General features: G+C 71.4%; 19 protein-coding genes, 1 tRNA gene and 1 pseudogene. 14 read left to right on the plus strand and 7 right to left on the minus strand.

Annotation, left to right across the window (positions count from 1 at the left end; translation table 11 throughout):
- Positions 1-94 precede the first annotated feature (94 nt).
- Positions 95-1,357 carry a LeuA family protein gene (locus tag WMF22_RS44595; protein WP_437295986.1) on the plus strand — a complete coding sequence of 421 codons (1,263 nt, stop codon included), beginning with the start codon at positions 95-97 and terminating at the stop codon, positions 1,355-1,357.
- Between the two features lie 100 nt (positions 1,358-1,457).
- Complete coding sequence (locus tag WMF22_RS44600) at positions 1,458-4,457, plus strand: carboxypeptidase regulatory-like domain-containing protein (protein WP_438033663.1); 3,000 nt, start codon at positions 1,458-1,460, stop codon at positions 4,455-4,457.
- Between the two features lie 39 nt (positions 4,458-4,496).
- Here the strand turns inward: WMF22_RS44600 and WMF22_RS44605 are convergent, their stop codons facing one another.
- The gene (locus tag WMF22_RS44605) at positions 4,497-4,889 is read right to left on the minus strand and encodes a hypothetical protein (RefSeq protein WP_437295988.1); all 393 of its coding nucleotides are present in this window, start codon (positions 4,887-4,889) and stop codon (positions 4,497-4,499) included.
- A gap of 216 nt (positions 4,890-5,105) precedes the next feature.
- On the opposite strand from WMF22_RS44605, the gene WMF22_RS44610 reads away from it, so the two are divergent.
- Together WMF22_RS44610 and WMF22_RS44615 are read left to right on the plus strand one after the other, a co-directional pair.
- Complete coding sequence (locus tag WMF22_RS44610; protein ID WP_437295989.1) at positions 5,106-5,861, plus strand: HAD family hydrolase; 756 nt, start codon at positions 5,106-5,108, stop codon at positions 5,859-5,861.
- Positions 5,858-7,156 (plus strand): hypothetical protein, encoded by a 1,299-nt coding sequence (locus WMF22_RS44615; RefSeq protein WP_437295990.1) that lies wholly within the window; start codon positions 5,858-5,860, stop codon positions 7,154-7,156. The genes WMF22_RS44610 and WMF22_RS44615 overlap by 4 nt, the downstream gene beginning before the upstream one ends.
- Positions 7,157-7,178: 22 nt before the next feature.
- Here WMF22_RS44615 and WMF22_RS44620 read toward each other — a convergent pair whose 3' ends face one another.
- Positions 7,179-7,625, minus strand: a complete 447-nt coding sequence (locus tag WMF22_RS44620) for an acyl-CoA thioesterase (protein ID WP_437295991.1) — start codon at positions 7,623-7,625, stop codon at positions 7,179-7,181.
- A gap of 151 nt (positions 7,626-7,776) precedes the next feature.
- Here WMF22_RS44620 and hpt point away from each other — a divergent pair, with 151 nt between their 5' ends.
- Positions 7,777-8,298: a hypoxanthine phosphoribosyltransferase gene (gene hpt / locus WMF22_RS44625; protein WP_157907284.1), complete on the plus strand. Its 522-nt coding sequence runs from the start codon at positions 7,777-7,779 to the stop codon at positions 8,296-8,298.
- Positions 8,295-8,627 (plus strand): tetratricopeptide repeat protein, encoded by a 333-nt coding sequence (locus tag WMF22_RS44630; RefSeq protein WP_438033664.1) that lies wholly within the window; start codon positions 8,295-8,297, stop codon positions 8,625-8,627. The genes hpt and WMF22_RS44630 overlap by 4 nt, the downstream gene beginning before the upstream one ends.
- Positions 8,628-8,660: 33 nt before the next feature.
- Here WMF22_RS44630 and WMF22_RS44635 read toward each other — a convergent pair whose 3' ends face one another.
- The 3 genes from WMF22_RS44635 to WMF22_RS44645 are packed head-to-tail and all read right to left on the minus strand — an operon-like array spanning position 8,661 to position 11,328.
- Complete coding sequence (locus tag WMF22_RS44635; protein ID WP_437295993.1) at positions 8,661-10,052, minus strand: replication-associated recombination protein A; 1,392 nt, start codon at positions 10,050-10,052, stop codon at positions 8,661-8,663.
- Positions 10,049-10,633: a TlpA family protein disulfide reductase gene (locus WMF22_RS44640; protein ID WP_437295994.1), complete on the minus strand. Its 585-nt coding sequence runs from the start codon at positions 10,631-10,633 to the stop codon at positions 10,049-10,051. The genes WMF22_RS44635 and WMF22_RS44640 overlap by 4 nt, the downstream gene beginning before the upstream one ends.
- Positions 10,630-11,328, minus strand: coding sequence for a YggS family pyridoxal phosphate-dependent enzyme (locus tag WMF22_RS44645; protein ID WP_437295995.1), 699 nt, complete (start codon positions 11,326-11,328; stop codon positions 10,630-10,632). Before WMF22_RS44645 ends, WMF22_RS44640 begins: the two co-directional genes overlap by 4 nt.
- A gap of 213 nt (positions 11,329-11,541) precedes the next feature.
- Here WMF22_RS44645 and WMF22_RS44650 point away from each other — a divergent pair, with 213 nt between their 5' ends.
- On the plus strand, positions 11,542-11,985 hold the full coding sequence (locus WMF22_RS44650; RefSeq protein ID WP_437295996.1) for a hypothetical protein: 444 nt from the start codon (positions 11,542-11,544) through the stop codon (positions 11,983-11,985).
- Between the two features lie 155 nt (positions 11,986-12,140).
- Complete coding sequence (locus WMF22_RS44655) at positions 12,141-12,623, plus strand: hypothetical protein (protein ID WP_438033665.1); 483 nt, start codon at positions 12,141-12,143, stop codon at positions 12,621-12,623.
- A 65-nt stretch (positions 12,624-12,688) separates the two neighbouring features.
- Here WMF22_RS44655 and WMF22_RS44660 read toward each other — a convergent pair whose 3' ends face one another.
- Together WMF22_RS44660 and WMF22_RS44665 are read right to left on the minus strand one after the other, a co-directional pair.
- Positions 12,689-13,192 carry a cyclic nucleotide-binding domain-containing protein gene (locus WMF22_RS44660; RefSeq protein ID WP_437295998.1) on the minus strand — a complete coding sequence of 168 codons (504 nt, stop codon included), beginning with the start codon at positions 13,190-13,192 and terminating at the stop codon, positions 12,689-12,691.
- Between the two features lie 172 nt (positions 13,193-13,364).
- Entirely contained in the window at positions 13,365-13,799 is a 435-nt protein-coding gene (locus WMF22_RS44665) for a GNAT family N-acetyltransferase (RefSeq protein ID WP_012240797.1), read from the minus strand.
- A gap of 175 nt (positions 13,800-13,974) precedes the next feature.
- Between WMF22_RS44665 and rpe the strand changes: the two genes are divergently transcribed.
- The 6 genes and pseudogenes from rpe to WMF22_RS44695 form a co-directional block, all read left to right on the plus strand.
- Positions 13,975-14,688, plus strand: a complete 714-nt coding sequence (rpe, locus tag WMF22_RS44670) for a ribulose-phosphate 3-epimerase (protein ID WP_438033666.1) — start codon at positions 13,975-13,977, stop codon at positions 14,686-14,688.
- Positions 14,685-16,154, plus strand: a complete 1,470-nt coding sequence (locus WMF22_RS44675) for a hypothetical protein (RefSeq protein ID WP_438033667.1) — start codon at positions 14,685-14,687, stop codon at positions 16,152-16,154. The genes rpe and WMF22_RS44675 overlap by 4 nt, the downstream gene beginning before the upstream one ends.
- Before the next feature lie 173 nt (positions 16,155-16,327).
- Positions 16,328-16,414: transfer RNA gene (locus WMF22_RS44680), tRNA-Ser, on the plus strand.
- Positions 16,415-17,408: 994 nt separating this feature from the next.
- The gene (locus WMF22_RS44685; RefSeq protein WP_438033668.1) at positions 17,409-19,817 is read left to right on the plus strand and encodes an AAA family ATPase; all 2,409 of its coding nucleotides are present in this window, start codon (positions 17,409-17,411) and stop codon (positions 19,815-19,817) included.
- A 31-nt stretch (positions 19,818-19,848) separates the two neighbouring features.
- Positions 19,849-20,841, plus strand: coding sequence for a DUF2934 domain-containing protein (locus WMF22_RS44690; RefSeq protein ID WP_438033669.1), 993 nt, complete (start codon positions 19,849-19,851; stop codon positions 20,839-20,841).
- 282 nt (positions 20,842-21,123) lie between these two features.
- Positions 21,124-21,450, plus strand: a pseudogene (locus WMF22_RS44695) (hypothetical protein); the annotation flags it as partial.
- Positions 21,451-21,546 lie beyond the last annotated feature (96 nt).

Genomic DNA, 21,546 nt, shown 5'->3' on the forward strand with positions numbered 1-21,546 from the left:
TCGCCCGCCTTCACCTGCGCCGTGCGTCATGTCGAGCGCCCCGGAAAAGCTTCGCTCAAGGCCCGGCGTCGAGCGAGGCGCACTATAATAGTGCATGGCGATCGCTGCCTCCGGTAACCGCCCGACCGAGCTGATCTACGACTGGAACGAGGTGGGTCGCGCCGGGCGGGTCATCCCGGAGAACATCGGCTTCTTCGACGAGACCCTGCGCGACGGCCTGCAGAACCCCTCGGTCGCCGATCCGAACATCGAGAGCAAGCTCAAGCTGCTCCACCTGATGGCCAAGATCGGTATCCAGATCGCCGACGTCGGCCTGCCCGGCAGCTCGCAGCGCGCGTTCGAGGACGTGCTCCGGATGTGCAGGGAGGTGGCCGACAACAACCTGCCGCTCCGCATCGCCTGCGCAGGCCGCACGGTCGTCTCGGACATCACGCCCATGATCGAGATCTCCCAGCGCGCAGGGATCCCTGTGGAGATCTACGCCTTCATCGGATCGAGCCCGATCCGCCAGCTCGCGGAGGCGTGGGACGTCGAGCTCATCGCGCAGCGGAGCGCCGCGGCGATCGACGCGGGCGTGAAGGCCGGGCTCCCCGTCGCCTACGTCACGGAGGACACGACGCGCTCGCGCCCCGAGGTGCTGGCGACGCTCTTCAAGGTCGCCATCGATCACGGCGCGACCCGGCTGTGCCTTTGCGATACCGTCGGGCACGCGACGCCGGACGGGGTTCGCAACCTCATCAACTTCACGCGGGCCATCGTCGCGGGGGCCGGGGCGTCGGTCGGCATCGACTGGCACGGCCACAACGATCGTGGCCTCGCGCTCGAGAACGCGATCTGGGCGCTCCAGTTCGGCGCGGACCGGGTGCACGGCACCGCCCTCGGGATCGGCGAGCGGGTCGGCAACGCCGCGATGGAGCTCATCCTGCTCAACATGAAGCTCCTCGGCCTCCTCGAGCACCAGGACCTCACCCACCTCCTCGAGTACTGCACGACGGCGGCGAAGGCGGTCGGCTGGGAGGTGCCCATCAATTATCCCCTGGTCGGACGGGACGCCTTCCGCACGGCGACCGGCGTGCACGCGGCGGCCATCATCAAGGCCGAGTCGAAGGGCGACTCCTGGATGGCCGACCGGATCTACTCCGGCGTCCCCGCCGGCATGTTCGGGCGAAAGCAGGAGATCTGCGTGGGCTACATGTCCGGGGCCTCCAACGTGAACTACTGGCTCCGGCAGCGGAGGATCGAGCCCTCGAAGGAGCTCGTCGACGCCATCCTGGCGAAGGCCAAGGCCACGGATCACATCCTGTCCGAGCAGGAGATCCAGGCCGTGATCGAGCTGCACCGCGGCCGCCAGGCCTGATCTCGGGACGCCGGCGCGGCGCCGCGGGATCCGGGCGCGGCCGGGGGAACGGCGGCGGGACGTTCGGCGTTTTCACGGATCCGGAGTAGAAATCCAGGCCGTGGCCGAGCAGGACAAGCAACCCGCAGCGGAACAGGACAGGCGACCCGCAGCGGAAGCCGACCGGGCCGATCGCCGGTCGCGGCTCGATGCCGTCCTGGCCGCGATCGCCGCGCTGGTCTGCTTCCTCGCCGCGACAACGCTGCGCGATCTGGGGCCGCGGTTCCTGCCGCGGGCGCCGATCCCGGCGCCGCCGGTGCCCGCGTGGGTGGAGGGGCGCGCGGCGGAGCTCACCGCCACCGTGCGCGACGAGCAGGGGCGCCCGCTGAAGGACGCCGCCGTGCGCGTCTTCGCCATGCGCGAGGACCGCGCCTACTTCGCGGGCGAGCTGAAGACCGATCCCTCGGGCGAGGCTCGCTTCACCGGGCTGCCGTCCGGGGAGGCCTGGATCATGGCGTACGGCGCGGAGCGGGCCCGCGCCTCGACCCGCGTCGCGCTCGAGCCAGGCCCCCGCGCCGTCGAGCTCGTGCTGCGGCCCGCGAAGGTGCTGGACGTGCTGGTCGTCGACGAGGCCGAGCGCCCGATCGACGGCGCCGAGGTGACGGTCGCGACCGCCGATCCCCTCCCCTTCGTGGCGACCACCGCCGAAGGCGGGCGCGCGCGGTTCGATCGGCTCGGGGCGGCGCCCTACGTCGTCCGCGCGTCGGCGCTCGGCTTCGAGGACACCGTGCGGACGGGCATCGTGCCCGGGCCGGCGCCGCTCCGGCTCCGCATGGATCGGCTCGGCGCCCTCACGGTCCGCGTGGTGGACGCGGAGGGGCAGCCGGCCGACGGCGCGACCGTGCTCGCCGCCGGCACCGGGCTCTGGCCAGCGCGCAGCACGACCACCGACGCGACGGGCGCCGCGAGGATCGCCGGGCTCCGCGACGGGGTATACGACCTCAAGGCCCGGCGCGGCGCCGCCGTGAGCGCGACAGCGCTGGCCGTGCCCGTGAGGCGCGGCGAGGGCAAGGAGGTGAAGCTCGTCCTCGGGCCCGGCCGCCACGTGCGGCTCCTCGTGACCGACGGCGACGGCGAGGACGCGCCGGCCGTGAAGGGCGCGAACGTCGTGCTCGTCGAGCAGGGCCTGTCGGCGTTCCCGCTGCACGGCCGCACGGGCGACGACGGGTCGGTGACGCTCGGGCCCATCGCGCCGGGATACGCGAGCGCCTCGGCCCTCTCGGCCGGCTTCGTGCCGAGGAACGCCGTGCAGGTCGACGCGGGCGCCACCGAGGTGCGCATCCCCCTGCTCCGCGGCGGCGCGCTCGTGGGTGAGGTCGTCGACGACCGCGGCTACCCGGTCCCGGGCGCGACGATCGAGGTCGTGGGCGCCGACGCCGAGGGGATGCCGATCGACGAGACCACCGCGATGTCCGAGTTCAGGGACGAGCACTTCGAGCGCGCCCTGCCCGGCCCGGCGCCGCTGATCCCCGCGGGCGAGCTCGGGGTCATGCCGGGCCCCATCCCGGACCTGCCGCATGGCGACGCGGTGCTGCCGGCCGCCTCGGTGCGCTCGGGCGAGCCGTGGGTCACGCGCGCCGACGGCACGTTCCGGGCCGAGCCCGTCACCCCCGGGCGCGTCCACGCCATCGTGCGGCACCCGGAGTACGTCGAGACGCCCAGCGAGATCGTGACCCTGCAGCCGGGCGGCGAGGCCCACGTGCGCGTGGTGATGCGCCAGGGCGGCCTGCTCGAGGGCCGCGTCCTCGAGGAGGACCGCAAGCCCGTCGCCGGCGCGCGCGTGGAGCTGGCCGCGACCGCCGGCTCGCTCGAGCGGGTGACGTACTCCGCGGACGACGGCACGTTCGCCTTCGCCGCGGTCCCCGACGAGGTGCTCGTCTCGGTCTCCCGGGCCGAGTCGCCAGGCGACGTCGTGGCGCGGCTCGTCGTCGAGGTGCCGGAGCGCGATCGCAAGGAGATCGAGGTCGTCCTCCCGAAGGTGCGCGAGGCGGTGGCCATCCACGTCGCCGACGATCGCGGCTACCCGCTCGATCGCGTGGAGGTGCGCGTGCTCTCGCTCGACGTGGCCGTCCCGCTCCGCAAGACGCTGTTCACGGACGACGACGGCGACGCGCTGCTGCCCGACGCCGCCGGCCTGCCGCTCCGGGTGAGCCTCGTGCGCTCCGGCAGGTCCCCGCGCGTCGAGCAGGTCGACGCGGCGCCGAAGGCGCTGCGGCTCGAGATGGGCGCGGCCCTCAAGGCGACCGGCACCGTGACCGGGCGCGGCGGGCGGGAGCGGCTCGAGGGCGCGCGGATCACGCTGTTCTCGACGACCGGGCCGCGCCGCGCCACGAGCGACGCGGAGGGCGCCTTCACGCTCACCGACCTCGCGCCGGGCCAGTTCCGCGTGACGGTGAGCCGCGACGGGTACGCGCCGGCGACGCTGCGGGTGACGATCGCCGGCGATCCCGATCGCCCGATGGACCTCGGGCGCATCGACCTGTCCGAGGCGGGAGAGGTCGCCGGCCAGGTCGTCGATCCGCGCGGGGACGCGGTGGCGGGGGCCCGCGTCGCGCGCGACCGCGTGCCGACGTACCTGCCGCTCGGCCCGCTGCCGCCGGGCGTGGTGACCACCGACCGCGACGGGCGGTTCCAGCTCGGCGGGCTGCCCGAGGGCACGGCGATCATCGAGGCGTACAGCGCGGATCTCGGGCGCGCCGAGTCGCAGCCGGTGCAGGTCCGGGCCGGCAGGACGACCGAGCGCGTGAGGATCGCGCTGCCGGGAGGCGGCGCGCGGCAAGATCCGAAGGGCGCGGGGAGCCTGGCGGTGACGCTCGGCGAGGAGCGAAGGACCGTGACCGTCGTGTCGGTGCCCCCGGCGAGCGAGGCCGAGGAGGCCGGCATCGAGCCCGGCGATCGGCTCCTGTCCGTGAACGGCGTCGAGGTGCGCTCCATCGAGGAAGCGCGGCGGCGCCTCACCGGGCCGCTCTCGGAGGATGTCGTGGTGCTGCTCGCGCGGGACGGCGATCGCGGCGAGGCGCGGTGGCTCACGCGGGTGCGGAGGGAGCGGGTGCGGCGATAGACGGCCCGGCGCTCGCTCCCGCCGGGGCGCCGGCGGAGCTCAGTTCTTCGCCTTCGTCAACACGATGGCGCGGCCGTCGCCGATCTCCCAGCGCAGCGTCTGATCCGCGGTGAAGCGGAACGCCGCCTCATCGAGCCCGCCCTCGGGGCGGAGGAACGCGACGGTCACCTGATCGCCGTCTGCCTTCGTCACCTTGAAGGTGCCGCTGCGCGGCGTCTCCGCGGGCACGGTCACCGTCACCTTGCTGCCGTTGAACTCGAGCGCCGTTCCCTTCACCCACCCGGTCGCCTTGGTGAGCTGGTCCACAGGGGCGTTCTCGATGGCATCGCCATGCCAGCGCCCCTGCAAACGATCGCGAGGGGTCTTCGAGCAGCCCACCACGGCGGTCATCGCCATCGCCAGGGTCAGAGCGGTCTTGATGCGGTTCTGCATGGGCCTTCCTTCGGAGCCTCGAGGGTCCCGACTTGGAAAATCCTACGAAGAGCGGAATGAATAGGCCAACAATGTAGGATATTTGGGCACACTTACGCAGGATCGCGGGCTCTGGCGAGGGGGTGGGCGCCGTCGCTTCTGGGGAGGGCGAGTTCGCGCTAGGGTTCCGGCCCGAGGAGCCGCGCGGACGGTGCGCGTTTCCGCGGCGCGACGACCTTGAGCACGCTGTTTCACGAGAAGCGCCTCGTCCCTCTCGAGCGGACGCGGCTCCTGAGATCCATCGTCGAGCGCGCGGCCGATCGGTCGGAGGGGCCCCCCGTGATCGTCTTCGATCTGGACGGCACCCTCATGGACAACCGGCCGCGGGTGGTCGCGATCCTCCATGAGCTGGCGGAGGAGTGGCGCCGCAAGCACCCGCACGCCGCCGCCCTCCTCGAGCGCGCGTCGCCCGACGGCATCGTGTACGGGTTCCAGGACAACCTGCGGCGGCTCGGCGTCGACGACGAGGCGCTCCACCTGCACGCGTTCGATTTCTGGAGGGCCCGCTTCTTCAACGATCCGCACATCCGGCACGACGTCGAGGTGCCGGGCGCGAGCCAGTACGCGCGCGACTGCCACGCGGCCGGGGCGACCCTCGTGTACCTCACCGGCCGCGACCTGCCGAAGATGGCGCTCGGCTCGTTCGCGAGCCTGCGCGACCTCGGCTTCCCCATCGGGGTCATCGGCACGGAGCTCGTCGTGAAGCCGAGGTTCGAGATGCCCGACACCGAGTTCAAGCGGAGCGTCGCGCCGCAGCTCTCGCGGCTCGGGCGGGTCATCGCGGTGTTCGACAACGAGGCGGCCAACTGCAACCTGCTCCTCGGCTGCCACCCCCGCTGCACCGCGGTCTTCCTGGACACGCAGTGCGCGCCCGACCCGCCGCCGCTCGACGCGCGCGTGCGCGTCATCCACACGTTCGAGCTGGAGCCGTGATCGCCGCGCGCGCCGCCGCGGCCTTCCTGCTGCTCGCCGCCGCCGGGTGCGAGCCGTCGCGCCACGCGCCCGTCGATCCCCTGGACGCCGGCGCGAGCCCGAACGCGAAAATCCTCCCCGCGCCGCTCGCGAACGAGACGCCGGACCTGCTCGACGCGTCCGCCGCCGAGGCGACCGCGAAGATCATCGCCGACGACTACGGCCGGCTCATCATGTCCGAGGCGAGCCCGCAGTCGCCGCTGCCGCTCTCGCCCGCCACCCCCCTGCCGGACGACGCGCTCTCGCCCCGCGAGCTCCCCGGCGTGATGCTCGAGGCGGCGTTCCGCTTCCGTGACGTGCCGCAGCCCCCCAAGGCGCCCGAGGTGGCGGCCTCCGGCATCCACGCGGCGCAGAAGCTCACCGAGCTGACGTGGAAGGTCGAGCTCGCGGAGACGGGCCGGATGCGGGTCCAGTTCACGTCGCGCGCGCTCCCGTTGCCCGCGGGCTCCGAGCTCCGCGCGCGCCATGACGTGTACGGCGAGGTGCTGCTCTGGCCGTCCCTGACCCAGTACCGGGTCGTGCCGCCGGGGGCGCTCCGCACGCTCCTCGGCGAGCGGCGCGTCGACGTGACGCCGCTGTCGACGGGCTCGGCGCGCCCTGTCGGCGACGGCAAGCGGCTCGAGATCGACGTCCGCAAGGTCGAGGTGCACGGCAGCCTCGGCGCGCTGTACGTCGAGCTCGGCAGGGTCACCGAGGCCGGCGACGGGGGGCCGCTGCTCTGCCGGGCGCTGCTGGAGATCCTCGGCGTGGATCCGAAGTCGCCCGAGTGCGTGGCCGGCGAGGTGCCGCTCTACGCGAGTTACGCCTGGCAAGGCGGCGGCGGCGTCGCGTTCGAGGTCACGTCGATCGCCCGGCGAACGGACCTGATCTCGACCGATATGCTCATGCCGCCCCCGAGCGCCGCGTACGCCGCCGCCGGGCTCCCGTCGGCGCAGGGCGGCGTCTTCCTGACGCGCGACGAGCTCGCGGCCATCCGAGCCGAGCCGCTCCAGCTGCCCGCGAGCGTCGACCCGGGCGCGCCCGGCGAGGGGTTCGTCGCGGTCAACCAGACGGACGAGCTGCTGTACCTTCTCGTCGACGGGATCCCCGCGGTCGCCGTGCCTCCGGCGAGCGAGCGCTACGTGATCGGGCCCCTGCGCGGGCGCTACGTCGTCCAGTGGCGCACGTTCCTCGGCGAGCGCATCGAGCCGCCGCAGACGGTCGAGATGCCGGCGCGCATCGTGCGCAGCGGCGCCGAGGCGGCGGACGGCGGCTGAAGCGAGGACGGCGTCCCCTGCCCTAGCGATCGGCCGTCGTCTCGGGGCTCGCCAGGAGCTGGACGATGTCGTCCGGGATCCGCGTCAGCGTCAGGTTCGATCCCAGGCACGCGAGGAGGATGTCGCCGTCGCAGATGACGTCCTCGCCCCGGAGGATCCGGTAGCTGAAGCGCGCTGTGACGCGCTGGACCTCGCGGCAGGTCGTCTCGACCACGAGGTCGTCGCCGAACCGCGCGGCCTGGCGGTACTTGATCCGCAGCTCCGCGACGGCGAGGTGAAGGTCGCGCCGCACCATCTCCTCGTAGGAGAGGCCGCGGCGCTTCAGCCAGTCGATGCGGCCAGCCTCCAGGTAGATGACGTAGTTCGCGTGGTGGACGATGCCCATGAGATCCGTCTCGCAGAAGCGGACGGCCAGGGGCGTGCGCGAGGTGAGGTGCGGGGGCGCGTCAGGCAGAGAAGGGAGCGGCATCGCGGAAGGCGCAGAGACTAACCCAGTTTCGACCCGGGCAGCAGCAGAGCGACCGCGCGACATCAGCGGCGTGACATGGGATCGCCGCGCGCGGCGACGCAGGGCCCGCCTGGGCGCTGGTGGCGCGGGCGCCGCGATGTTAGCGGGCACCATGGCGAATGTCCGGACGCTCCTGTCCGCCGAACAGATCGGCGCTCGCGTGCGCGACCTCGGCGCGCAGATCACCCGGGACTACGCGGAGCGCCGGCTCGTGCTCGTCTCCGTGCTCAAGGGGAGCTTCGTGTTCACCGCCGACATCGCGCGCCACATCGACCTGCCGGTGCGCATCGAGTTCCTCGGCGTGCGCAGCTACGGCGAGGGCACCGCCTCGACCGGCGTCGTCCAGATCACGCAGGACCTCACCCGACCGATCGAGGGCGAGGACATCCTCCTCATCGAGGACATCGTGGATACGGGCCTCACGATCTCGCACCTGCTCCAGCTCTTCCGCACGAGGATGCCGAACAGCGTGAAGGTCTGCGCGCTGCTGCACAAGCCGGCGCGCGCGCGGGTCGAGGTGCCCATCGACTACCTGGGCTTCACGATCGAGGACAAATTCGTGGTCGGCTACGGGCTCGACTGGGCCGAGCGCTATCGGAACCTGCCGTTCATCGGGGTTGTGGAGGCGACGTGAGCAAGCGGCTGCTGATGCTCGAGAAGATGACCCGGGATGGGTCGAAGGATCCGTTCCACTGGTACGCGCTCGCGCTGGAGTACGCGGGCCAGGGCCGCCACGACGACGCGCTCGCCACGTTCGGCGCGCTCCGGGCGATGGATCCGGCGTACGTGCCGATGTACCTCATGTGCGGGACGATGCTGGTGAAGGCAGGCCGCATCGACGAGGGGCGCTCCTGGCTTGTCGACGGCATCGGGGCCGCGCGCAGCAAGGGAGATCAGCACGCGCTGAGCGAGCTCCAGCAGGCGCTCGCCGGCGCGGGCGGCGACGACGACGACGACGCGTGACGCCGTGACGGATGGGCCGGCCGGCGCCGCGCCTCAGCCGCCCTCACCCTCCCCCTCGCCGCGGATCCGGCGGAGGCGCTCGCCGATGGTCCGCTCGTAGCCGCGATCGGTCGGCTCGTAGAACCGGCTGCCGGCGAGCGGCTCGGGGAGGTAGGCCTCGCCCAGCGCGACGCCGCCCGGCTCGTCGTGCGCGTAGCGGTAGCCTTCGCCGTAGCCCTCGTCGCGCATGAGCCGCGTGACCGCGTTGCGCAGCGTGAGCGGGACCGGGAGCGCGCCGTGCTCGCGCACGGCGGCCTGCGCCGCGTGCCAGGCGGTCTTGCAGGCGTTCGATTTCGGGGCCGTGGCGAGGTAGAGCGCCGCCTGCGTGATCGGGTAGAGCCCCTCCGGCATCCCCATGCGCCGGAACGCGGCGTCCGCGGCGACGGCGATCTCCAGCGCGCGCGGGTCGGCGTTGCCGATGTCCTCGGACGCGAAGATCATCATCCGGCGCAGCAGGAAGAGCGGGTCGTCGCCGGCCTCGATCATGCGCATCAGCCAGTAGATGGCGGCGTCGGGATCGGAGCCGCGCATCGACTTGATGAAGGCGCTGATGACGTTGTAGTGCTCCTCGCCCGCCTTGTCGTAGAGCAGCGTCTTGTGCTCGCTCGCGCCGGCGATGAGCTCGCGCGTGATCGTGGGGGCGCCCGCGCGCCCCGCCTCGTCCGCGGCGATCTCCAGCGTGGTGAGCGCCCTGCGCGCGTCGCCCTGCGCGAGCGCCGCGATGGCCGAGAGCGCGTCGTCGTCCGCGGCGATCGCGCCGGCGAGCCCGGCGGGCGACTCGAGGGCGCGGCGCAGGAGCTCGACGAGCTCCGAGGCGCCGAGGCCCTGCAGCCGGAAGACCTTGCACCGGGAGAGCAGCGGCGCGTTGACCGCGAACGAGGGGTTCTCGGTGGTCGCCCCGATGAGCGTGATCGTCCCGTCCTCGACGTGCGGGAGGAAGGCGTCCTGCTGGGCCTTGTTGAAGCGGTGGATCTCGTCGACGAACAGGATCGTCCGCTTGCCCTCGTAGGAGCGCGCGGTGCGCGCCTGGGCGAGGATCTCGCGGAGCTCCGGCACGCCGCCCAGCACGGCGTTGAAGGGAACGAAGCGGGCGTTCGTCGTGTGCGCGACGACGCGCGCCAGCGTGGTCTTTCCGGCGCCCGGCGGGCCCCACAGGATCATGGAGGGGATCCGGTCGGCCGCGATCGCGCGCGCGAGCAGCTTGCCCTCGCCGAGGAGGTGGCCCTGGCCGATCATGTCCTCGAGCGAGCGCGGGCGCATGCGCTCGGCGAGGGGCACCGTGGCCTTGAGCTCCGGCTCCCGCTGCCGGGCGGCGTCGAAGAGCGTCGGCTCGTCGCCCGCGGGCCGCCGTCGCGCGCCGCCGCCGCCGCCCCGGGTCGCGCTCATTCGAAAACCGACCGCGCGCCCGCGGGGCGCTCCGAGAGGAGGACCTCGACGGCGCGGCGCGCGCTCGCCGGATCGTGCCCGACCCAGCGCACGGTGCCCGCGCCGTCGACCACGAACGTGAGGGGGACCTGCGCGACGCCGTAGGTCCCGGAGAGCCGCTGATCGAGATCCGCGACGATGGGGAACGTCGCGCCGAGCTCGTGGGCGGCGGCCTCCGCGGCGGCCTCCGAGTCGTCGACGTTCACGCCGATCACGGCCACCCCGTCCGCCTTGCGGTCGCGCCAGAGCCGGTCGAGCGCCGGCATGGTCCGGCTGCACGACGCGCACCAGGACGCCCAGAAGTCGATCACGGTGACCCGCGTCCTGCGCGTGCCGGGCACGCCGACGGTGACCGCCGCCGTGGACTCCGCGTGGAACTCCGGCGCGGCGCTGCCGACGAGCGGGTGGCGCACCGACGCGGGCATCGCGCCCGGCCCGCACCCGAGCGCGAGCAGCGCGCACGCAGCCAGCGTGGCGCCGCGCGCGACGCCACCGCCACGGAGGGCCGCGCCGAGGCGCGACGCGGCGGACGTCGCCGTCATCCGCGGGCTCCGAAGATGGCGGTGCCGACGCGGACCCACGTCGCGCCTTCCGCGATGGCCGCCTCGAAATCGTGCGACATGCCCATCGAGAGCTCGGGCAGCACGGCCCGGCCGCCGTGCGCGTCGCGCAGGGCGCGCAGCTGCGCGAAGAACGGCGCGACGTCGCTCGGGTCCTCGAGGAACGGCGCGATGGTCATGAGGCCGATCGGCCGGAGGTGCGCGCACCGGGCGATCGCGGCGAGGAGCGGCGCGAAATCGCCGGGGGCGCAGCCGCCCTTCGAGGCTTCGCCGCCGACGTTCACCTCGATCAGGACGTCGAGGGTGCGGCTCAGCGCGGCCGCGCGCCGATCGAGCTCCACGGCGAGCTCCTCCCGGTCGACCGACTGCACGACGTGCGCGACGCGCGCGACGAGCTTCGCCTTGTTCCTCTGAAGCTGGCCGATGGCGTGCCACACGAGCCCGTCGAGATCGGCGAGCGCCTCGGCCTTCTCGACGAGCTCCTGCGCGTAGTTCTCGCCGAAATCCCGCTGCCCGGCGGCGTAGGCGGCGCGGATGGCCTCCGCGGGCTTCCCCTTCGACACGGCGATGAGCCGGACCTCCTCTGGCCCGCGCCCTGCCCGCGCGGCGGCGCTCGCTATCCGGCGCCGCACCTCGTCGAGCCGCGGCGCGACGTTCCCCAGGTCTTCCGAAATCACGCCGCACGATACCGCGAGCTGCCGCCGTGGACACCAGGGGGACCACCTGCCGCGGACGGTCCGCGCAGGTCGTGGCGCGGAGGGAGTGCCGGATCCAACCGCCCGAGCGGCGTGCCAGAGTGTGCCTGAGCGCGGCGTCGACGGCGGACCGATCGAAGCGCTTTTCGGCTATTTTCACGTGGCATGTTGATTGCCATACTCGGCGTACCCGCCATGCGAAGCCTGCTGTTCCTCACCCTGCTCCTCGCGGTTGGATGCTCGTTCAACCCGCAGCCTGAACCGCCGTTCGATGACAGGGATCCCTATCCCTCGGGGTCGACGTCGACAGGTGCGGCGATGGGCAGCTCAGGTTCGGGTGGCACGGGCGCCGGCAACACGGCGGCAGGGACCAGCGCTGGCAGCGGGGAGACCACGGGCGCGGGCGGCAGTGGCGATGGGGGCGCGGCGGGCGGCGCAAGCGGCCAGGGCGGTGCTGGAGGCGGCGAGGGCGGCACGGGCGGCGCGGGCGGCCAGGGCGGCGCGGGCGGCCAGGGCGGTGCTGGAGGCGGCGAGGGCGGCGCGGGCGGCCAGGGTGGCGCGGGCGGCGCGGGTGGCGCGGGCGGCGAGCCTTGCGGTGTGGGCGGCGCTGGAGGCGCCGGTGCCGTGGAATGCGGCTGAAGGAGCACGCGGCCCGGGCCTGACGGCGATGTCGACCCGGCGGTAAGAGCGAGCGAGAAGCAGCCGACGGATCGCGCTCGACGCAGCGTTCCCGCGGACGAGAGCGCCGCACAAGCGGGCAGGGAGATGCGCAGGGTGCTATGAGGAGGGAGCTTATGCGCCAGCTTGTCGTCCTTGTGTTCGGGGTCGTCCTTGCGGGCTGTGTGTTCAATCCACAACCGGAGCCTCCCGCCGAGGGGGGCATCGGGTGCGGTGATTGCGGAGACGTCGGCGCGACTGGCGCAGGAGGGGGCGTCGCCGCCGGCGATCCCGGCGAAGACGACGGCGCGGGCGGCGGTGGCCTCCTGCCGCCAGACGCGGCTGGTTCGAGCGGCGCCGGTTCGACCGGGGCCGTTAGCAGCACCGGTTCAACCAGCACGGGGGGCGAACAGGCCAACCCTGCCGGCGGTGGTGCGGGCGGCGCGGGTGGCAAAGCCGACGACGGTGATGCGGGCGGCGCAGGCGGCGAAGCCGGCGCTGGTGGTGTGGGCGGCGCGGGTGGCGCGGGTGGCGACGGTGGCGACGCCGGCGGCGGTGGTGCAGGCGGCGCGGGTGGCGAAGCCGGCGCCGGTGGAGCGATCGGTCCAGACGGCGGATGAGGCGACCGGCGGGCCCGGCGCCCGCGGGCAGAGCGCTCGGCGCCGACTGACGCGGCGGCGCCGGATCAGATCCCGGGTCGCCGCGGCCGCGCGTACTCGTCGAGCATGTTCGCTACGAGCTCGGCGAGCAGGCTGTCCGCCACGCGAAGGCGGCGCGACATCTCGCGCGCGATGTTCAGCACCAGCAGCGTGTACGACTTGAGATCGCGCCGGTAGAGGGTGTCGAGATCGTGCGCGGTGACGCGCAGCAAGCGCGACGGGGCGATCGCCCGGACCGTCGCCGAGCGAGGCATCACGTCGAGGATCGACATCTCGCCGAACCAGTCGTTCGGCCCGAGGACCGCGACGCGCGCCTCGACGTCGCGCTTCGACCGCTTGAGCACTTCCATCTCCCCCGAGAGCAGCACGAACATCTCGCGGCCGCTGTCGCCCTCGCGAAAGGCGACGGCGCCCGGCTCCAGATCGAGCAGCTCCAGGGTGTCGGCGAGGCCCTGGAGGACGTGATCGCCCAGGCCTCCGAACAGCCCGATCTCGCGCAGCTGCGTGATCAGCGAAGGGTTAGCGCTCACCTGGATGCACCGAGGGCGCCCGCGGCGACCGTCCTGTCGGCTGACCCGACAACGCCTACCACCACGTCGCGAACATGCTCGCCTTCTCGCATCGCTCCACCTCGCGGTCCCGAGCAGATGTACCCCGTCGAGAGCGTACGCCGCAACACGCGCGTGCTCCGCGCGATCCGCGCTAGAGGTCCTTGGTGAACACGATCCGCGGACGCCCAGGCCCGGCGTAGTCCTCGACCTCGGCCGCCGACCAGCCGACCGCGGCGTGGAAGCGCACCGAGCCCTCGTTGCCGAGCGTCGTGATCGCCTTGAGCTGCCGGCAGCCCTCGCGGCGGCAGTCCTCCTCGAACGCCGCGTAGAGCATCCTGCCGACGCCGCGGCGGCGATAGTCCGGGTGAATGCCGACGAGGTGCACGTACCCGACCGCCGCGTCCGGGCACCTGAACCCGAGCAGGAAACCGACGAGCAACCCGCGATCCTCGACGACGCGCGCGAGCCTGCCGAGCTCGTAGAAGAAGATCGGGTGCGCGAGCGCGCTGGTTGGGCCTGCCCACCACCGATCGATCTCACCCACGATCCGGTCGTAGTCGGGCTTCGTCAGCGGCCGTGTCTCCATGCATCACCTCACTCGAACGGTTCGGATCCCCAGCCTTCGATCTGCAGCGTCCGCGCGCACGACACGAACGCTTCGCGAAGACCTGCGCAGCCTAGCAGCCGCGCCGGCCTCCCCGTAAGCGCGCTCGTGGGATGCTCGGCTAGCCGCCGCGCGTCACGCCTGCTAGCGCTACCCTGTGCGTCACGACAAAATCATCGTCGCTCCGTCGATCCTGTCGGCTGACTTCGGTCGTCTCGCGGAGGAAGTACGGGCCGCTGAGGCCGCTGGCGCCGACTGGATCCACGTCGACGTGATGGATGGCCGGTTTGTGCCAAACATCACGATCGGGCCGCTCGTCGTCCGCGCGGTTCGCGCCGCGACGCGTCTTCCCCTTGATGTCCACCTGATGATCGTCGAGCCCGAGCGCTACGTCGCGGAGTTCGCGGCCGCCGGCGCCGATCGCATCTCGGTCCACGTCGAAGCGTCGCCTCACCTGCACCGGACGCTCCAGCAGATCAGGGACGCAGGCGCGAGCCCTGGCGTCGTGCTGAACCCCCACACGCCGGAGGAGTCGATCCGGCACGTGATGGCGGACATCGATCTGGTGCTTGTGATGAGCGTCAACCCCGGGTTCGGCGGCCAGCGGTTCATCCCGGGGGCGCTCACCAAGCTGCGGACCCTGCGCCAGACGATCGACCAGGCAGGCCTGGACATCGCGCTCGAGGTCGACGGCGGCGTCGCCCCGTCGACCGCCGGGCAGGTGATCGCCGCCGGGGCGCGGGCGCTCGTCGCGGGCTCGGCGGTGTTCGGCGCGGTGGCGCGGGACGAGGATCCGCCGTTCGACGTGCGCGTCGCGCGGTATGCCGAGGCGATCCGCGCGCTCCGCGCGCCCGCCGGGGAGCCGTCGTGACCCGGCGCGTCGAGGACGCTGCCGCGGTGGGTCAGGCGCGTTGTGCGATCGGGTTGATCGGGGCGGCTGTGCTCGCCGGGTGCGCGCCGGCGGCCGCGCCTGCGGCGCCGCCGCGAGCGCAGGCCTCGGCCGCGACGCTGCCTGCGGCGTCAGCTGCGCCTCGGCCGGCCGGGGGCGCAGGCCCGGTGGATGCGGGCGAGCTCGACGAGGATGCGGCTCGCCTGACCGACGGCGAGATCGCGCGTGTGCTCGCACGCGTGGCGAAGGCGCGGGGCCTGCCGGTCCACCGCGAGGTGCGGAGCCGCGTGCTCGCCCGCGGGCAGATCCTGGAGCGGGTCCGCGCGCACGTGGAGCGAGAGATCCCCGAGGGCGTGCTCGATCACCAGCGCGAGGTGCTCGCGGCGCTCGAGCTCATCCCTGCCGACTACGACTTCACCGCCGGGATGTACCGCCTGCTCGAGGGCCGCATCGCGGGCTTCTACGAGCCGGAGGACGCGACGATGTACCTCGTCGACGATCTCAGCGAGGCCGAGGCCGAGGAGACGCTGGCGCACGAGCTCGTCCACGCGCTCCAGGACCAGAGCTTCTCGCTGGGGAGGCTGCTCGACTTCAAGCTCGGCGACAGCGATCGCCTGGCGGCCACACACGCGCTCGTCGAGGGCGAGGCGATGAGCGCGATGTTCGACGTGCTGGTCGGCTCGGCGTTTCAGGTCGACGAGTCGATGCTCCGCAGGCTCGTTGCGATGTCGACGGCGCTGTCGTCCGTGGGCGACACGCCGCTCGTGCTGCAGGAGTCGCTGGGCGCCCCGTACACGGACGGCTTCGCGTTCGTGCAGGCGCTGCGCCGGGACGGCGGGTGGGCTTCGGTGGATGCGGTCTGGCGCGCGCTGCCGGAGACCACCGAGCAGCTGCTCCACCCCGAGAAGCTCGCCGCGCGCGAGCCCGCCGTCGCGGTGGCGGTCCCGACGGCCGCGGCGCTCGGTCCGGGGTTCCGCGTGGTCTTCGACGACGTGATGGGCGAGCAGGCGCTGCGCATCGCGTTCGCGGCGTATGCCCACCGCGATGCGGCGATCGGCGCGGCGGCGGGGTGGGGCGGGGATCGGTTCGCGGTGGTGCGGCGGGATGACCCGGAGGACCCGTCGCGGAGAGAGTTCGCGCTCGCGTGGCGGCTGCGGTTCGACAGCGCGAGCGACGCGGCAGAGGCGGGGAAGCTGATCGAGCGGCGCTTCGGGAAGGTGTGCAGGCAGCGGGCGGCGCTCGGGCCGATCGCGTGGACGGCGCGAGGGAGCGACGTGGCGATCGTGGCAGGGCCGTACGCGAGGCGCGGGGGAGGCGGGGGAGGGGAGGTCAGCGCGGTGGGGACGTGCGCGGTGGCGGGGAAGTGGCTGGCGGAGGTGATGAAGGGCGGGGTGGGGGGGCAGGGCGCCGGGGCGGTGGCGGGGGCGGCGGTGGGGAGGGAGAAGTAAGGGCAGGGAGCGAAGGGCGGTGGGGGCGGTGGGAGATGCTGGTGGGGGCGGAAGTGCCGGGGCCGGAGAGCTCAGGGGCGGCCCGGAGCAGGGTAGGGTAGGGGGCGGGTTCTCAGGGCGGCGTTGACAGGGGGCGGTAGAAGAGGCAGAAAAGCGAGTCGTTCTGGATGTTTGGAGGAGTGGCCGAGCGGTCGAAGGCAGCGGTTTTGAAAACCGCCGTTGGGGCAACTCAACCAGGGGTTCGAATCCCTTCTCCTCCGCTGGTTTCTGCAAGGATGTCGGGTAGTTCGCGCGGTCCGGGACGTGGACGGGAGTGGACAGGCGCGGACAGGTCTGGACGCAGGTTCTGGCAAATTTCTGGCACGGCAGGTCCCTGGTTCGGGGCCTAGCTGTGTGAGGCAACTTACGGCTTGAGCAGCCAGGATTCGCGGTCGCCCTGCAACGAGCTCTCTCGATAGCCCGTGGTCTGGTGACGCATTACCCGGATGCGTCGTGCGCGGGGCAAGGATCTCCCCGAGCTTTGGCGACCTCGCTGCTACTGCCGGAGCACGCGCATCCAGCCCAGCGCCTAGCGAGAGGCTTGGTGCCGGCCATCGTTAACGGGCAGGGGCACCACGACGACGTTGTGGCGAGCGTGCGAAACCACCGCTTCACGAAGTGAGAGCGCTTTGAGGAGAACGATCCGTCCAACTTGGACGAGTGGCTCAGGGGTGAGCGGGTGTCGGACGAAAACGTGATCGAGATGGAGCGCGAGGCAGATCGGATCTGCCCCCTTGTCGAAAGGGTAACCGAACCCTGTCCGGCGAGGGCCGGCTGGTGCCCATCGATGACGTGGTTGTTCCCGAGGGGTGAATGCGCCAGCGCGGTGGCATCACGTCGATCATCGAGTCCATCCGGGACATCGGCCGCAATGAGCCGATCATCGTCCGGCGCGACACGCCAGGTCGCGCGACCTCCACCATGTCGCGCGCCCCGATCCGCGGCGTCACGCTCAGTACGCCGAGTAAGAGCCTCAGCCATGTCCCTGCGGCTTCGCCCGGGCGTACGCCTCCCCACCCGGTCCGTAAGAACCGAGACTCGATGAGCCGGGGCTTTCGCTTACGAGCATGCCAGGTGCCGGCGATGATGACGTCGAATCCGTCGCCCACCGCGGACTTGTAGGTGGCGGTTCCCGTGCGCCGTGGAGAGACCGCGCAGGGCTCGCTCGCGGCTGGGGCTGGTAGGCTCCCGCGAAGGTACTGCGGAGACCGACCCATGCCCGACCGCACTGACTTCCTCGACACCATCAGCGAGCACTTTCGCGAGGAGCTCGCGACATCCATCGCCCGCTCGGATCGCGGCCGCACACGGATGAAGCTCCGGACCTTCCTCGAGGGCTTCGGCTACACCGCGAGCGCCCGCGTGCGCCAGACATCGCTCTCGTCGGCGCTCGAGAACATCCAGAGATGGGGCTACGCCCACAAGCTCAGCGGCAGCACCGTCAACGACTACATCACCATCTGGAAGAGCGACGCGCCCGTCAGCAGCGAGCAGCCCCAGCGCGCGGCGCGCGACGGCGACGGGAGCGCACGGGGCGTGGTCGCGTGGAAGGACGGCGAGCTTGATCTGCCGGTCGATCCGCTCACTTTCGGCTTCCACGTCGACGATGCGCCGACGGGCGAGCGCTCGGGTGCCCTCTGGCACGACATCACGGCGGCGATCTGGTCGTGCCGCACGGTGTGCCTGATGGTCGATGCGTCCGACGAGATGTTCACGCTGCTCGCCGGCGTCCTGGCGGCGCTCACACGGCGGCGGGCGCTGACGTTCCGGTTCGACGACATGGGGCGGTGGGTCGCGCAGGCCCCCGAGGTCCTCACGCTGTCGCGCCTGCGCTCCGTGACCGGACAGGGCGATCGCCGCGAGAGCGACGACTTCCCCGGCGTCGGTGCGGTCTACCTGATCCGAGACGACCCGCACGACGTGGTCGACGACGAGCTCACGGCGTTCGTGCGCGAGGCGTTCATCCCGCACACGCACCGGGTGCGCGCGATATTCACGACGACGACGGCCGACCCCGGCTCTGACGCGCGTCGCGCCGCCGACGATCCGCACTACCCTCAGATTCTCCGCTGGCTTGCCGCATACACCGGTGCGCCGTCGGTGGAGGCGGACTGGCAGGATGGCGACGTGGAGGTGCAGCTCTCGAGCCTCTTCGCCGATGCGGCACGCGCAGCCGATGCGCTCCTCGATCGGGCCACGTACGAGGTGACGCATCCCAAGTTTGACGCGGGCTACGAGGGGACCGAGCACATGGTGCTCAAGGCCGTGATGCTGGAGCACCTCGCGACCCGGTTCCCGAACGAGAACGTGCTCGTGGAGCGCGTGCTCGAGATCCCCGCGGATGTCGACGAGCCCGAGGCGGATGTGCCGGACATGAAGGTCGCACGCCCCGACCTTCGCGTGGGGAAGAAGCTCTGGGTCGAGGTCGAGACACTGCGCGGTATCGCGCTCCGCGGGTCGAACCCGTTCTTCTTCCTCGAGAACAAGCTCCGCCCGAAACGGGCCGCGATGCTCGAGTGCGAGCACGTGTGGCTCCTCTTCCCGCGCGACGTCGCGCTGCTCGCCCGGCACCAGGTATCCGCCATCGTACGGAACGTTGCTGGCGACGCGCTCGAGCGCGTTCGCCTCGGCTTCGTCGACCTGCAGGATCGTCGCCCGGTCTTCGTGAGCCTGATCGAGCCTCCTCGCCCGCAGGTCCGCATCCGAGGGGTTGCGTGGCGCGAGGCGCGCAAGCCGATCGTGGAGCGGCCGCTCGACTGGACGGACGTCGCGGGTTACGCCGACCTGAAGGCCCGCTTGCAGAGCGATCTGCTCGCGCCGCTCGTCGACCCCTCTCGCTATCAGAGCTTCGGCGTGAGCGCCCCGAACGGATTGCTGCTGTATGGGCTCCCGGGGTGCGGCAAGAGCTTGATCGGACGCGTGCTGGCGGGTCAGGCGAGCCTTACGTGCCGGCGGCTCGTGCCGAGCGATCTGACCTCGATGTGGCTCGGCGAGGGGGTCGAGAAGATCCGCGAGGTTTTCACCTGGGCCCTGAAGCAGGCGCCCTCGATGTTGATCCTGGACGAGTTCGACGGCGTTGCCCCGCAGCGGTCCGAGATGAACATGCACACGGACGAGAAGCGGCAGGTGAACGAGCTCCTCGCGCAGCTCGATCGGCTCTCGGGGCGCTCCGTCGTCGTCGTCGCGACCACGAACTATGCCCGCGGCATCGACTCGGCCGTGCGCCGGAGCGGTCGCTTCGATATGAAGATCCCCGTCTTTCCTCCGCAGGAAGACGACCGGCGCGAAATCTTCGAGCACTACCTCGGCGGCGATCGGCGGCGCGGCATCCGTGGCATTGACGGCATCGACATGCACGCGCTCGCAGCCAGCACGCGGTTGTTCACGCCGTCGGACATCCGGTGCGTCGTCGAGGGCGCGGTGCGCCGAGCGGTGTGGCGCGCCGGCGACCATGACGTTCCCACGCTCGACACCGGAGAGCTGCTGGCGCGCGTGGGCGAGCATCCACGCACGATCCAGCGCGACGACGCCACCCGGTGGCTCGAGGAGGCCCGCCTAGAGCTCGGTCGCGCCGATGCCACCCTCGAGTGGCTCGAACGGGAAGTGCAGGACATCTTGAGCTAACAACGGCTCATTGGACATCACCAGGGGTCGCATGACAAACGCTGATGAGTACGAAGTCATCTATGAGTGCGTGCTCGAGCCGAATGTCGGCACTGAGGAGACCCTTCCCTCACTCACGCCGTACGTATGTCGCTTCTGTGAACGTCGTCGGCCAGAGGCGACTTTCAAGAGCAAGGCGCATGTCTTGCCGCAGGCGCTCGGGAACCAGGTCATCCTGTCACTGGAGGAGTGCGACGTCTGCAACAGTCACGGTAGCCGATACGAAACTGATCTTGCAGCCTTTCTCGGTATCGAGATGCAGACGGCCATGATGTTGGCGAGCGAGAGAACGCTGAAGCTCGATGGACGAGCTGGCCACATTCGGACAGAGGGTCGCACCATCCACATCGCCACTCAGCCGGGAGACTCGCGTGTCTCCATCAAGAGGACCGAACGCGGCATGCTCATCAACGCAATGTTGCCTTCGTTCCGTCCGGCCTACGTTGCGCGAGCGCTCGCGCGAATGGCGGTCTTCGTCGCGCGTCCGGAGGACCTTCCGAACCTTCATCAGTATGTTGAGTGGATCCGGGGCAAGACGCGATGGTTGAAACCGCGCTTCTTCTCGGGCGAGCGGCGGTTCAACGTGGGAAAGCTGTCCTTCCGCCTCGCACGAGGTCGCTCCGCGGACCTGCTCTTCTACATGGTAGGGTTCGGCTATGGACGACGCGAGCTCGCGTGCTTCCTCCAATGCAGCCCGTTCAGCGGTAAAATATCGATGAATCTACCACCGCACGTAGATTGGACGATGTGGGAGGCGGAGGGCGATGAGATCGTGCGCCGGCATGTCGAATCCATCGAGTTCGTGTCAAAGGAGCACGATGAAGCAAACGCTCCGACGCAAGAGGAGATAGCGGTAGCCGCCTACTATGCGTGGCTCCGCGGTGGACGCCGGGAGGGCAGGGCTCTCGACGACTGGCTCGAGGCCGAGATGGATCTTCATCTCCTGCGGCTCGGGTTCCGCCTCAGCAACGAAAGCTCGCAGTAGGATGCCGAAGGAGACCGAGGTGTATACCGTGCGGCTCTGCCGGGAGCATGCCTCCTATCTCGCCTGCAAGGCTGTTGGTCTGTTGGGAGTGGCGCTCGGCCATCCCTAACGGCGCCCGAAAGCAGGACCATCGGCGAGATGCAGGACGGTCACGACGCGCTTACGTCGTCGGCTCGAGAAGAGGGGCTCACCCTCGGCGCGGCGGCATGGTCGGACGTTCCGGAGCCTGCCCCGCCGCGGCTGGTGTCGACGACGCAGAGGTAGCTCAGCACGCCCGGGGGCACCCTCGCGCTCTGGGGTCGCGGGCTGCCGATGTCGATCTCGGCGGCCGTGGGCCTCATCGCCCTGTCGGGCGTCGCCGTGCTGAACGGGCTCGTGATGGTGGCCCGCTGCGAGGGACAGCGCCCCCTACCGTTCGCGAACAGGACAAGCAGACGAGCTCGCGGGCTAAGAAAGCTCGCGGCCACGTTCTGGCTGCTCCCGGTGCACGCCGTTGGGGCAGCGAGAACGACGGGGTACCGCGGTAGCGAGCGCTTACGTGGGCGATACTGCCACCGAGTGAGCAATCCACTCCCGGTGTCTGCGGCACTGAACTTTCGGTCAGCATGACACCCATGCATGGCATGTGATTTATAAAAGCGCTGCCGGAGCACAAAGGGCATGCCGCGGTCGGCACTTCAACGAGCTGGGGCTAGGTCAAGGTGT

The sequence above is a fragment of the Sorangium sp. So ce204 genome (assembly GCF_051526795.1).
Taxonomy (GTDB): Bacteria; Myxococcota_A; Polyangia; order Polyangiales; family Polyangiaceae; genus Sorangium; species Sorangium cellulosum_B.